At 61.8% G+C, this 13,436-nt stretch carries 11 protein-coding genes; 10 read left to right on the top strand and 1 reads right to left on the bottom strand.

Going from position 1 to position 13,436, the window contains the following annotated elements:
• Window positions 1-73 precede the first annotated feature (73 nt).
• The 10 genes from BUB60_RS09730 (at window position 74) to BUB60_RS09680 (ending at window position 11,508) form a co-directional block, all read left to right on the top strand.
• Window positions 74-2,053, top strand: coding sequence for an NAD(P)/FAD-dependent oxidoreductase (locus BUB60_RS09730; RefSeq protein WP_073078294.1), 1,980 nt, complete (start codon window positions 74-76; stop codon window positions 2,051-2,053).
• Window positions 2,046-3,041: a polyprenyl synthetase family protein gene (locus BUB60_RS09725; protein ID WP_073078292.1), complete on the top strand. Its 996-nt coding sequence runs from the start codon at window positions 2,046-2,048 to the stop codon at window positions 3,039-3,041. The genes BUB60_RS09730 and BUB60_RS09725 overlap by 8 nt, the downstream gene beginning before the upstream one ends.
• 62 nt (window positions 3,042-3,103) lie before the next feature.
• Window positions 3,104-3,697 carry a Gx transporter family protein gene (locus tag BUB60_RS09720; protein ID WP_084726410.1) on the top strand — a complete coding sequence of 198 codons (594 nt, stop codon included), beginning with the start codon at window positions 3,104-3,106 and terminating at the stop codon, window positions 3,695-3,697.
• A 9-nt stretch (window positions 3,698-3,706) separates the two neighbouring features.
• Entirely contained in the window at window positions 3,707-4,801 is a 1,095-nt protein-coding gene (locus tag BUB60_RS09715) for a hypothetical protein (RefSeq protein ID WP_073078290.1), read from the top strand.
• A 951-nt stretch (window positions 4,802-5,752) separates the two neighbouring features.
• Window positions 5,753-6,802, top strand: a complete 1,050-nt coding sequence (locus BUB60_RS09705) for an FAD:protein FMN transferase (RefSeq protein WP_073078286.1) — start codon at window positions 5,753-5,755, stop codon at window positions 6,800-6,802.
• Between the two features lie 163 nt (window positions 6,803-6,965).
• Window positions 6,966-8,066 (top strand): ABC transporter substrate-binding protein, encoded by a 1,101-nt coding sequence (locus tag BUB60_RS09700; protein WP_073078284.1) that lies wholly within the window; start codon window positions 6,966-6,968, stop codon window positions 8,064-8,066.
• A 229-nt stretch (window positions 8,067-8,295) separates the two neighbouring features.
• Window positions 8,296-9,057: an ABC transporter permease gene (locus tag BUB60_RS09695; RefSeq protein ID WP_084726409.1), complete on the top strand. Its 762-nt coding sequence runs from the start codon at window positions 8,296-8,298 to the stop codon at window positions 9,055-9,057.
• Entirely contained in the window at window positions 9,054-9,857 is an 804-nt protein-coding gene (locus BUB60_RS09690; RefSeq protein ID WP_073078280.1) for an ABC transporter permease, read from the top strand. The genes BUB60_RS09695 and BUB60_RS09690 overlap by 4 nt, the downstream gene beginning before the upstream one ends.
• Window positions 9,858-9,859: 2 nt before the next feature.
• A complete protein-coding gene (locus BUB60_RS09685) occupies window positions 9,860-10,873 on the top strand; it encodes an ABC transporter ATP-binding protein (RefSeq protein WP_073078278.1) in 1,014 nt (337 codons plus the stop codon).
• A gap of 80 nt (window positions 10,874-10,953) precedes the next feature.
• Window positions 10,954-11,508: a GNAT family N-acetyltransferase gene (locus BUB60_RS09680; protein WP_073078275.1), complete on the top strand. Its 555-nt coding sequence runs from the start codon at window positions 10,954-10,956 to the stop codon at window positions 11,506-11,508.
• Window positions 11,509-11,613: 105 nt separating this feature from the next.
• Here the strand turns inward: BUB60_RS09680 and BUB60_RS09675 are convergent, their stop codons facing one another.
• Complete coding sequence (locus BUB60_RS09675) at window positions 11,614-13,335, bottom strand: APC family permease (RefSeq protein ID WP_341444199.1); 1,722 nt, start codon at window positions 13,333-13,335, stop codon at window positions 11,614-11,616.
• Window positions 13,336-13,436: the final 101 nt, after the last annotated feature.

Below are 13,436 nucleotides of genomic sequence, written 5' to 3'. Positions count from 1 at the left end.
ATATTTAGTCAAATTTATTCAAATATACTATTTAGATTCAAAACGATCCATTTCCCATGATCAGAGGTTGGACATGAAAAAAATTGTGATTATCGGCGGCGGCTACGCGGGCATCCTGACGGCGAAAAAGCTCGCCAAAAAATTCAGGAAGCGGCCGGCGGACGTCACCGTTTCCGTCATCGACAAAAAGCCGTTTCACACGATGCTGACGGAGCTCCACGAGGTCGCCGCCGGCCGCGTGGACGAGGAGAGTGTCCGCATCAGCTATAAAAAGGTCTTTGCCGGCCGGCGGATTCATTTCATTCACGACACGGCGGAGTCCTGCGATTTCAAGGAAAAAAAGGTGTACGGCAAAAACGGCGACTATGAGTACGACTGCCTCGTCATCGCCGCCGGCTCGCGCCCGACGTTTTTCGGCATCACAGGCGCCGCGGAATACGCCTGCCCCCTGTGGTCCTACGACGACGCCATCAGCCTCCGGGAGCGCATCCAGAACAGCTTCCGCAAGGCGTCCTCGGAGACGAACGAGGAGGAGAAACGGCGTCTGTTGACCTTTTACGTCGTCGGCGCCGGCTTTACGGGCATTGAGATGGTGGGGGAGCTGGCCGAGTACGCGCCCATTCTCTGCCGCACCTTTGAGCTGGACCCCAGGCTCGTCACGATCTGCAATGTGGATTCCTTCTCCCGCGTCGTCCCGAACCTGCCGGAAAAGCTGTCGGTAAAGATTCAGCGCCGGCTGGAAAAAATGGGTGTCACCATGATTTTGAACGCCAGGGTCGTCGAGGTCGGCGAAGGCACCATTTCCTACGAGCGGGACGGCGTCACGACGAAAAACACCGCCGGCACGGTCATCTGGGTCGCCGGCATCGAGGGGTCCGCCATCACCCAGCAGGCCGGCGCGCTCCTGGAGAGCCAGAAGCGGGGCCGCCTCGTCACCGACAAATATCTCCGGAGCGTGGACGACCCGTCCGTCTATGTGGCCGGAGACAACATTTTCTACGTCCCCGAGGGAGAAAAGGTCCCCGTGCCCCAGATGGTGGAAAACTGCGAGCAGAGCGCCGACACGGTCGCCCACAACATCTGGTGCGACGTCACCGGGGAGGAGGCCAAAGAGGAGCAGGAAGAGTACAAGCCCATGTTCCACGGCGTCATGGTCAGCGTCGGCGGGCGGTACGGGCAGGCCCGGGTGGGCGGTCGCCGGCATATGGTCAATCTCCCGTCCTTTTTCGCGATGTTCGTCAAGCATTTCATCAATGTCATCTATTTCGCCCAGGTGCTCGGCTGGAACAAGATCGCCAGCTATCTCAAGCACGAGTTCTTTACCATAAGGAATAAAAGGAGCTTCCTCGGCGGTCATTTTTCCAACAGGACGCCCAGCTTTCTCGCCGTGCCGCTCCGGCTCTGGCTGGGCGTTGCCTGGCTGTTCGAGGGGATCATGAAGATCGTGGAGGGCTGGTTTTCCGCCCCCAAGCTGAGCGCCTTTTTCGGCAGCGCCACCCAGTGGTTCAACGCGATCCTCGGCGCCGGCCCCCAGCCCACCCAGGCGGCCAGCGACGCGGTCACCAGCGCCACCGGCGGCCTTGCCGACACGGGCGCCGCCGCCGGCAGGGTGCTGTTCGATATCGACATCCTCGGCCTTGTCCGGGCGCTCTTTGTCAGCGGCAAGCCGCCCGCGGACGCCACCTTTGCCGACTACGCCTTCAAGCTGGACATCCCCTTCGTGAGCTGGCTTGTCAATTCGCTTGTCCTGTCGTCCGACGGCATGCAGCTTTTCCTGCAGACCGTGATCGTGCTGCTGGAGATACTCATCGGCCTGTCGCTCCTGGGCGGCCTGTTCACAACGCCCTCCAGCGTCGTTGCCCTTGTATTGATGTTCATGTTCGCCACCACGACGGGGCTGTTCCTCACGAATTTCTGGATGGTGTTCTCGGCGGTCGCCTTCCTTTGGGGCGCGGGCTCGGTTTTCGGCCTGGATTACTACACCACGCCGCTGCTCAAAAAGCACTGGCGCCGCGTCGGCTGGGTGCGCCGGTCGTATCTCTACCATGACTGACGCGTGCGCCGCGCCCGCCCCGCGCAAGGAAAGATTGTCCTTCGACGCGGCCGCCGGCAGGACGGCGGAGGAGCTGAACGCCCGCCTCAAGGGCACCCCCGCCATTATCCGGCGGCTGACCGTCCACCTGTCCAAGGCCGCCGGTAAAAATATCCGCGCGAGATCGCTCCTGGCGTGCGCGATGGGGCGCGACGGCCTCATTCACAGCGACGCGGCCTGCCTTGCCGCCGCTGTGGAGCTGCTGCACCTGGCCACCCTCGTCCATGACGACGTCATCGACGGCGCCGCCAGGCGGCGGGGCATCGCGGCGCTCCACAAAAAATTCGGCGAGAAGGCGGCCATCCTGTGCGGGGACTACCTGTTCTGCCTGTCGCTGGAGCTGGCGTCCGCCGTGGAGCCCCCGGCAGACCGCCGCGTGTCCGCCGACAGGACGCTGTCGCATTACATGTCGGATATCCTGCTGGGAGAGCTGCGCCAGGACCAGAACAACGGCAATTTCGCGCTGACGGAGCGGCAGTATTTTTCCATCATCGGCGGCAAAACGGCGGCGATGTTCGAGGCGTCGTTTTATGCCGGCTTCCTTTTGTCGGACGAGCCGGACGAGGCCGGGGAGCGCTTTAAGGAAATCGGGCGGAATATCGGTCTGATTTTTCAGCTGGCCGACGACTGCGCCGACTACGAGGCCTCGCACCGGACCGCGGGCAAGCCGGTCCTTTCCGATTTCAAAACGGGCGTCGTCACGCTGCCGCTCATCTACGCGCTGAAAAAGGACGCCGGGCTTTTGGCGCGCATCAAAGCCGGCCTCGGGCCGGCGGCGCTGAAAAAAGCCGTGTCCTCGGCCGGCGGGCTTCAGTATGCCCGCGATAGGATCGCCGAATACTTTGAAAAGACAAGGGACTTCATCGCCGCCCTGCCGTCGCCGCCGGAGAAAAAGGACATGCTCTCCGCCCTCCTCGGCAAGGCGGCGGGGCGGGGCGCCGCGCCGTGACCGGACCGTGGCGCCTGTTCCGCTTATTTCATAAAAAGCAGGCAAAAGAGGAAAACTTTACGATGTGGCTGCAAAATAAAAAGCTTTTTCGCCGCCCGGACCCCGGGCCGGCGCGATTTACGGGCGGCAAAGCGCGCGCCCCAAAAACCCCCGACGTCCGCGGCCTCGCGCTGACGGCGCTGCTTTTCGCGCTGTCCGTCGTCCTGGCGCTGGTGGAATCGGCGCTTCCGGTGCCGCCGGGGCTCCCCGGCGTCCGCCTGGGGCTGTCCAACATTGTCGTCATGTACGCGCTGTTCTTCCTCCGGCGGCGGGACGCGTTCGTTATCGCGGTGCTGAAGGCCGCCTTCGTGCTTTTGACCCGCGGCGCCGTCGCCGGGCTCCTGAGCCTCGCGGGCGGGCTGTCGTCCCTCGGCGTCATGACGCTTTTTATCCTCCTGTGCCGCCGGAAAAGCGAGCAGCTCCCGGTCAGCGTGGCCGGCGCCGTTTTTCACAATCTCGGGCAGCTGGCGGTGGCCTCGGCCGTCCTCGGCGTGGCGCTGTGGTACTATCTGCCGGTGCTCCTGCTCTCCGGCGCCGCCGCGGGCTGCGCCACCGCGCTGCTCCTTCGTTTTTCCCTTCCGGCTCTCGCCCGGCTGAATATCAATAAAATACATTAGGAGTTTGGTATGAAAAGAATATCGGTCTTTGCTATAGCCGCCGTTTTTCTCGCGGCGCTGCTGGCCGGCTGCAAGGCCAGCCCCGTGCCCGCCCCTTCGGGGTCGTCCTCCCCGTCGTCCTCGTCCTCTCCCTCCGCTTCTTCCTCGCCGTCGTCCTCCGCTTCGCCGTCCTCGTCGGCCGGCTCGGCCAAGCTGGGGCTGGCGGTGCTGACGTCCCTGTCCAAATCGGCGGACGCCGGCAAGGAAGACGGCCTTGCCGAGGTGGATTCCACGGTGGTGGCCGTCACCGTCGACAAGGACGGCAAAATACAGAAATGCATCATCGACGCCGTGCAGGCCAAGATCAACTTTGACGCTAAGGGCGCGCTCCTGACGCCAGAGGCGACCGTGTTCAAGACGAAAAACGAGCTCGGCGACGCCTATGGTATGAAGAAATCGTCCGGTATCGGCAAGGAATGGTACGAGCAGGCCCAGGCCTTTGCCAGATATGTGGAGGGCAAGACGGCCGACGAGGTCAAAAACATCAAGGTCGACGAGAGCAATTACCCCACCCAGGCCGATCTCAAGGCCTCCGTCACCATCTCCGTCGGCAGCTTTATGGACGCGATCGAAAAGGCCGTCAAGTCCGCCCAGAACGGCGGCACCGCCGCCTCGGACAAGCTGAGTATCGGCGTCGTGACGAAGATGGCCAGCTCGACGAGCGCCACGGCGGACAAATCGGGGCTCGCGGAGGTGGATTCCTCCTACCTCGCCCTGACCCGGGACGCCGGCGGCAAGATCACCAGCTGCGTCATCGACGGCACCCAGAGCAAAATCAGCTTTACCAGCGCCGGCAAAATCACCACCGACCTCTCCGTCAATCCCCAGACGAAAAACGAGCTCGGCGAGGCCTACGGCATGAAGGAAGCCTCAGGCATCGGCAAAGAGTGGAAAGAGGAGGCCCAGGCCTTCGCCAAATACTGCACCGGCAAAACGGCCGCCGAAATCGGGGGCGTCGCCGTGGACGACAAGGGCTACGCCCTCTCCTCGGACATCAAGTCCTCCGTCACCATCAGCATCGGCGACTTCAAGGAAGCCGTCACCAAAGCCGCCTCCTCGGAATAACGCCATACCCGCGTCTTCCGCCGTTCCCCCTCGTAGGGGCAGACCTTGTGTCTGCCCTCCCCGATGCGCCGTGCAGCAATGTTACAGGGCTGAAGGGTATGGCGTGTGATATATCTATAAGATATATATCTAACAGATATATTGCAACATTGGGGGTCGGGCGATTGATAATCGCCCCTACGGGGTGTGTCCGCGTATATTGCGGGGGCCGGAGGTGCCGGCGGCCCTTGACGCTTCGTTCGTTTCCGTCGCCGTGCTGCGGGAAAAGGAATGGCATAGAGGCATTCCCAAGGTGCAAAACCAAGCCGATGCCTGTAGGGGCGATTATCAATCGCCCGTCCCACCCGGCGAAGGCACGCCACGATGGGCCGACGCCCTCGGCCCGTCCCCCCGACGTGCTCTGCGCGCGGGCCGCCGTCCCGCGCCCCCTCGTAGGGGCAGACCTCGTGTCTGCCCTCCCCGATGCGCAGCGCGGCAACGTTACAGGGCGGACACAAGGTCTGCCCCCACGGAAGCGCCGTGTTTGTCATTTCCGCCTGAGCTGGAATGATACGGCAAAGGACAACAGTGCGTTTATCCCGTAGGGGGCGATGCCCACATCGCCCCGTCGTCGCTCCGGATGGCCGTCGGCCGTCCGTACCTGTCCGCGCGGCAGGGTGTTCAGCGGGTCGTCGTATAACGCGAAATAAGGGCTGCCCATGCTATACTGAATCCGGGAAATCCGTACAAAAAAGGCAGCGGCAAAAAAATATATATAATATAGCGTAAATTGAGATTTTAAAAAATCGATTATCCAGTAACCGCAAGCCTTTGGCACCCGCGAGGCCCCCAAAAAATTAATGTTTTCGTAATATTTAAGCGAAAATGCAAGGCCATTTCGGGTGAATACAAGGCATTTTTCGTGAAAAGCAAGCCGATTCGGGCATTTAAGCTGAAACCGGAGGGCAACAGATGAAAAAACTGACCGTATTGCTCCTCTGCCTGCTCATCACCTTCACGTCGGGGAGCGCGGAGGCGGCGCCGAAGCGCTATCAGGCCGAGTTCCTCTCCCTGTTCGACACGGTGACCACGGTCGTCGGCTACGCCGGCAGCAAGGAGGAATTCACTTCCCTGGCGGAGGACGTCCGGGCCAAGCTTTGGGAGTACCACCGGCTGTACGACGTCTACAATAATTACGACGGGCTCAATAACCTCAAAACCATCAACGACAACGCGGGGATAAAGCCCGTGGCGGTGGACGCCCGGATCATCGACCTGCTCGAATTTGCCAGGGAGAAATACGCGCTGACGGACGGCGCCGTCAATATCGCCATGGGCTCGGTGCTGCGGCTCTGGCACGACTGCCGCGTGGCGGGTATTCTGGACCCCGAAAGCGCCGCCCTGCCGGACATGGACGCGCTCCGCGCGGCGGCAAGGCATACGGACATTAACAGCGTCGTCATCGACCGGGCCGCGTCCTCCGTCTTCCTCCGGGACCCGCTGATGCGCCTGGACGTGGGCGCCGTGGCCAAGGGCTACGCCACCGAGCAGACGGCGCGGTACCTGGAACAAAAGGGCGTCCGGCGCCTGCTGCTCAGCGTGGGCGGGAACATCCGCGCCATCGGCAATAAGCTCGACCAGTATAACCGCGAGACTCCGTGGGTCGTCGGTGTGCGCAACCCCGACAGGGACAGCGGCCAAACGGAGCTTTTGTCCGTCCGCTGCACCAATGAGGCGCTGGTGACGAGCGGCGGCTACGAGCGCTACTTCACCGTGGGCGGCCGGCAGTACCACCACATCATCGATCCCGAAACGCTGATGCCGTCCGCGCGCTTTAAGGCCGTGACGATCCTCTGCCATGATTCCGGCTTTGCCGACGGCCTCACCACCGCCGTGTTCAACATGCCGCTCACGAGAGGCCGGGCACTCATCGACTCCCTGGCCGGCGTCGAGGCCCTCTGGGTGCTCCAGGACGGCACGCTGGTGACCTCCTCCGGCTTTGACGCCCACCGCGCGGCATGACGCACGAATACAGGCGGGCGATTCGTGAATTGCCCCTACAGTGCTGTTTTCCCGGATTTAACAAAGCCCCGGCGCGCTTTAAGAATATTTTACCAACCTCTGATGTCGCTTTTAATAAAAATCCTATAACCTCTTAGTATCCATTTACCGAGAGGAGATACATATGAAGCTCAGAACGGCAAAAATCGCCGCCCTGCTGATGGCGGCGGCCATCGCGCTGGCCGGCTGCGCGAATACGGCGAACACCGCCGGCAGCGTCAATCTCAATAGCCTGTCCCTGGACGAGCTTACCGCCAAAGCAAAGCAGGACGGGGAGGTCAATTCCGCCGGCATGCCCGACAGCTGGGCCAACTGGGGTCAGACCTGGAGCGAGATCACCGAGAAATACGGCATCAAGCACACCGACGTGGATATGTCCTCCGCCGAAGAGCTGGCGCTTTTCGCCTCCGAGAAGAACAACGCCACCAAGGACATCGGCGACGTGGGGCAGTCCTTCGGCCCGACGGCCGTGGCGCAGGGGCTGGCGCTGCCGTACAAAACGACGTACTGGGACAGCATCCCCGACTGGGCCAAGGATAAGGACGGCAGTTGGATCATCGCCTATTACGGCACGATCTCCGTCGTCGTCAACAAGGACCTGGTCAAGACCGTCCCCGCCTCCTTCGCCGATATTCTGGCCGGCGACTACAAAGTCTCCGTCGGCGACGTCACCAAGGCCGCGCAGGCCCAGTGCGCCGTGCTGGCCGCCGCCATGGCTTACGGCGGCTCCGAGACCAACATCCAGCCCGGCATCGATTATTTCCAGAAGCTCGCCAAGCAGGGCCGGCTGGACCTGGGCGAGCTTTCGCTGGCCCGCCTCCAGAAGGGCGAGATCGCCCTGGCTTTTCTGTGGGACTATAACGCCCTGGGCTACCGCGACCAGATCAAAGCGGACAACCCGAGCGCCGATTACGTCGTCAGCGTCCCGTCCGAGGCGTCCGTCCAGAGCGGCTACTGCACGGTCATCAACCCCTACGCCAAGCATCCCTACGCTGCGGCGCTGACCCGCGAATATATCTTCAGCGACGCCGGCCAGATCAACCTCGCCCGCGGCTACGCCAAGCCCGTGCGCGACGTCGCGCTGCCCGACGACGTGGCCGCGAAGATGATCCCCAACGAGCAGTACAAAAACGCCAAAATGATCGGCGACCAAAACGCCTGGGCAAAAACGGTGGAAGGCCTCGGCGCCAAGTGGCAGGAGGACGTCATCGCGTACGCGTCCTGAGCCGGAAACGTCTTCAACGGGGAGGGGAACGTCGTGTCCTCTCCCCTGATTTAGCAGATGCGGGAGGCTGATCTGTCTGAAAAATCATACCCCGGGCGGCGCCCTGGCGCTGAAAGACCCGCCGGCCGCCGCCCTCACACCGGCAAAATGGCGCCGGCCGCGCCTTTATCTGGCGGCGCTGCTGCCGTTTTTCCTGCTCGTCTTGTTTTACGAGCTTGTCCCGCTGCTAATGGTGGTCCTGCGGAGCTTTTCCGCGCCGGGCGGCGGCGTGACCCTTGACAACTTCGCCGATATCTTTACCAAGCGGCTGTACCGGCAGGCCGTGGTGAACAGCGTGCTCGTCTCCATCTTTTCCGCGCTGATCGGCATCGTCATTGCCTTCCTGGGCGCGAAGGCGGCCCACGGGGCAAAAACGCCGCTCAGGAATTTCTTTATGAGCGTGCTGAACATGAGCTCCAACTTTGCCGGTATCCCCCTGGCCTTTTCGTTTATCATCCTGATGGGAAACGTGGGCGTGCTGGTCATCCTGGGCAGACAGCTGGGCATCGGCTTTCTGACGGATTTCAATCTCTATTCGCTGAACGGCCTGCTGCTGACGTACGTCTATTTTCAGGTGCCGCTGGCGACGCTGCTGCTGATTCCCGCCTTTGACGGGCTCCGGCCGGAGTGGCGGGAGTCCGTGAGCCTTCTGGGCGGCGGCAGCCTGACGTACTGGTTCCGCGTGGCTGTGCCGAATCTCCTGCCGTCGCTTCTCGGCACGCTCAGCATCCTGTTCGCCAACGCCATCGCCGCCTACGCCACGGCTTACGCGCTTTTGCAGAACAACTTCAATCTGCTGCCGATAAGGATTTCCGAGCAGTTTGTCGGCGAGGTGACGCAGCACCGTGAATTCGGCTCGGCCCTGGCGGTCGTTTTGATGGTGCTGATGGTGCTGGCCAACGTCGTCAGCAATCTGATCCTCAAGGGCCGGAGGGGAGGCGGGCGGTCGTGAAGAAGACGCGGCTCAATTCGGCCGTCATCGTCGTTATCTGCATCTACCTGATCCTGCCGCTGGTGCTGACCTTTTTTTACTCCATTTTCACCGAGTGGCAGCATGTGCTGCCCGGCGGCGTCACCTTTCGGTATTACGCCGCGCTTTTGACGGATTCATCCTTCCTCCTGCCGTTTTTGAGGACGTTTATCATCTCCGTCGCCCCCGTGGCGCTTTGCCTTGTATTCATCCTCCTGGCGATGTACGTCGTCGTGGTGCATCTGCCGTGGTTGGACAGGGTCATGCAGCTTGTCTGCACGATCCCCTACGCCATCCAGGGGATCATTCTGGCCATCAGCGTCCTGTCGCTGTATTCCGGCCTGCCGGGTCTTTTGTCCAACAGGGTCGTCATGCTCGTGTTCACCTACTGCATCGTGGTGCTGCCCTACCTGTATCAGGGCATCAAAAACAGCCTGAATACCGTCAACGCCCCGCGGCTTCTGGAAGCGGCGCAGCTGCTGGGCGCCGGCAGCTTCACGGCGTTTTTCAGGATCATCGTGCCGAACATCGTCTCCGGCATATCGGTGTCGGTCATGCTTTCCATCTCGCTGCTGTTCGGCGATTTCGTAATCATCAACATCGTGGCCGGCAGCTATTATCAGACGGCGCAGGTATTTTTGTACAGGCAGCTGTTCGAGTCCGGCCAGAAGAGCAGCGCCGTGGTGGTGATCCTCTTCGCCGTAACGCTTTTGCTGACCAACGGCGCGCTGTTTCTCTACAACAGGCGGGCGAAGAAACGAAACGCCCGGGAGGAGGTTTAACGGTGGCATACATACAGTTTGAAAAAATCAACAAGCGCTTCGGCGCGAATCACGTGCTGCGGGATATCAGCCTGACGATAGAAAAGGGCCAGCTCGTCACGCTCCTGGGGCCGTCCGGCTGCGGGAAGTCGACGCTCCTGAGAACGCTGGCGGGCCTCGAGGCGCCCGACTCCGGCCGCGTCATCCTGGACGGGGAGGATATCACCGGCAAGGACCCGCGGCGCCGCAACGTGGGCATGATCTTCCAGCAGTACAGCCTGTTTCCGAACATGACGGTCCGGGAGAATATCGCCTTCGGCCTGAAAATGCAGAAAAAGCTGCCGGCCGAAGAAATCAATGAGCGCATCGCCCGTGTGATCGACATGGTGGAGCTGCACGGCAAGGAAAAATCGCTGCCCGCCCAGCTCTCCGGCGGCCAGCAGCAGCGCGTGGCGCTGGCCCGGTCCATCATCACCGAGCCCAAGGTCCTCCTGTTTGACGAGCCCCTGTCGGCCATCGACGCCAAGCTGAGAAAGGCGCTCCAACTGCGCATCAAGGAGATACAGCGGAGCCTGGGGATCACCGCCATCTTCGTCACCCACGACCAGGATGAGGCCATGCTCATGTCGGACGTCATCCACCTGTTCTCCACCGGCAAGATCGAGCAGTCCGGCCGGCCCATCGATATGTATACGGCGCCCAGAACGCGCTTTGCCGCCGGCTTTATCGGCCACTACAACATTTTGAGCCCCGCGCAGTTTGAAGCCGTTACGGGCGAGAACCGGGGCTGTGACGTGGCCATCCGGCCCGAGACCGTGGAGGTCCAGCCGCAGCCGTTCCCGGAGCGGCAGGACGCCTACCGGAGCGCCGCCGTCGTCGAGGACTTCACGCCCCACGGCAATATCCTCCGCTATACATTGAGTGTCGGCAGCGTGAACCTGCAGGCGGACGTTTTGTTCCGCAGCGTCCTGCTCTTCGAGCCCGGGCAGACGGTTTACCTGTCGGTTGAAAAGAAAAACTGCCTGTCCATTGCGTAAGCATATTCACTGTTGACACCTGCCCGCCGTTAAAGTACGATAAAAAACATATCCAATAATACATAACGGTGGGATCAGGAATGGAAGCAGTCAATACCCTATCTGAAACAGCCCTTTTGAAAGACGGGCGGACGCTCGCCATCAGGAGCGCCGTGCCGGAAGACGCGGCGGCAATTGTGGAATATATGTGCGCCGTCGGCGGCGAGAGCGACAACCTGACGTTCGGCGCCGGCGAGTTCGACATGAGCGCCGAAAAGGAAGCGGAGTTTATCGCAGACCTCCATAAGGACGGCCGCTCCATCATGCTCGCCGGCTTCGTCGGCGGGGAGTTGGCCAGCGTCTCCGCGCTCAATTGCCGGGGCCGCCTGCGCAACAGGCACAACGCCGATTTCTCGCTCACGGTGCGGGAAAAATTCTGGGGCATCGGCGCCGGCGACGCCATGCTCCGCGCCATCATCAATTATGCCAGGGCCCACGGCGATATCATAAACATCCACCTGGGCGTCGTTTCCGGCAACGACAAGGCCATCCGCCTCTACGAAAAGCACGGCTTCCAGAAAATCGGCGACGAGAAGCGCTCCATGCGCATCGGCGGTGCGTTTGTCGACGCCGACCTGATGGATTTGTACCTGTAACGGCGGAGCGGTGTGCCCCGCGGATATCGTAAACCGACAGGCGAACACAGTTCGCCCCCACGCATGCGTCGCCGTAGGGGCGAACTGTGTTCGCCTCTTACAGCGCTATGTGTTCATTTGCAGCGGGATCGTGCAGATGACCACCTGCCGGTGCTTCAAAAGCCGCCGCTGGAGCTGCTGGCGGGTCCTGTTGTGGAGGAGCCTCTGCAGGGGGCCCCGGGTGATGAACTGCGGCAGGATGACGGCCACCATGTCCTCCTTCGGCAGGGCATATTCCTCCGACTCGATCAGCTCGACGATGGAGCGGACGATGTCCCTGTTCTTCGACTGGTGGGTGACGAGGGGAATGTCCGTCCCCAGCTGCGCGTATTTCTGGCGTGTTTTCCGCGCCGTTTCCTCGTCGCAGGCCACGTTGAAGGCGACGATGTCGCCGGAGATGGTCTTGGCGTAGCGCAGCGCCCGGACGCTGGCGCGGTTGACGCTGTCCAGCGGCACGACGGCGTGGACCTTCATGGCGCCGCTCTTGAGCGTTTTCTCGTAGTCGCCGGGTTCCAGCCGCAGCTTGTCGTGGACCTCGGTGTAATGCTTCTTGACCTTCAGCATCAGCAGCACGAGGATCGGGACCAGAATGACGACGATCCAGGCACCCTGGCGGAACTTCGTCAAAGCGATGATGACGACGACGGCCGCCGTCACCAGCGCGCCGAAGCCGTTTACCAGCGCCTTCAGCCGCCAGCGGGGCTCATGGGACCGGACCCAGTGGACGAACATCCCCGACTGCGACAGGGTGAAGGAGATGAACACGCCGATGGCGTACAGCCCGATCAGCAGGTCGACCCTGGCGTCAAACGCGATAATGAGCAGCGCCGCCATAACGGAGAGCACCACGATGCCGCTGGAGTAGCTCAGCCGGTTCCCGCGGACGCTCAGCTGGCGCGGGGCATAGCCGTCCCTGGCCATGACCGACAGCATCATCGGGAAGCCCGAGTAAGCCGTGTTGGCGGCCAGTATCAGGATGATGAACGCCGTGACCGTGACGTAGTAATACATGAAGCCTTTGCCGAAGATCTCGCCGGCGATGAGTATGAGCAGGGCGTTATGCTCGTCGGGGACGACCTTGTAGAGGTTGGCGATAACCGCCGTCCCGCCGAAAAGCACCAGGATGATAATGGTGAGGATCAGCAGCACATTTCGGGCGTTTTTGCGGGCGGGCTCCTTGAAATTCGGCACGCCGTTGCTGACCGCCTCAAAGCCGGTCACGGCGGCGCAGCCGTTTGAAAACGCCTTCAGCATCAGCATCGCCGTCAGGGGCTGCAGGAGATTTTCGGGCGTCGGCATGACGGGCGCCGGCGGGACGTAGCCGCCGGCCAGCTTGATAAAGCCGGCGACGAGCATCGCCAGCATCCCGGCGATAAAAGCATACGTGGGGATGCCGAAGATTCTGGAGGCCTCCCGGAGGCCCCGGAGGTTGCCGATGGCCATGAGGATGATCAGGAAAACGCAGATGGGCACGGTATAGCCCGCCACCGGCCCGAAGGCCGACGCGATCTGCTGAACGCCGGAGGAAACGCTGACGGCAACCGTCAGTATGTAGTCCACCGCCAGCGCGGCGCCGGCGACGACGCCCGGTATGGTGCCCAGATTCGTCTTGGCGACGATGTACGCGCCGCCGCCGTTGGGGTAGTGCTCGATGGTCTGCCTGTACGAGATCATCAGGATGAACAGGAGCAGTATAATAATGCCGGAGATATACGTCATCTGCCGGTAGGCGATCACGCCCACCACCGGGAGCAGGACGGAGAGTATTTCCTGGCCGGCATAGGCCACCGACGAGATCGCGTCGCTGGAGAGAATCGGGAGCCCCCAGGCGGCGGAGAATTTCTCGTCGCCGAGCGCCTCGCTCTGCAGCGGCCTGCCCAGCAGGAAAT

The sequence above is a fragment of the Sporobacter termitidis DSM 10068 genome (assembly GCF_900130065.1).
GTDB lineage: Bacteria > Bacillota > Clostridia > Oscillospirales > Oscillospiraceae > Sporobacter > Sporobacter termitidis.
Note: the sequence above shows the minus strand (reverse complement) of the source record. Positions and strands in the feature narration are given on the sequence as shown.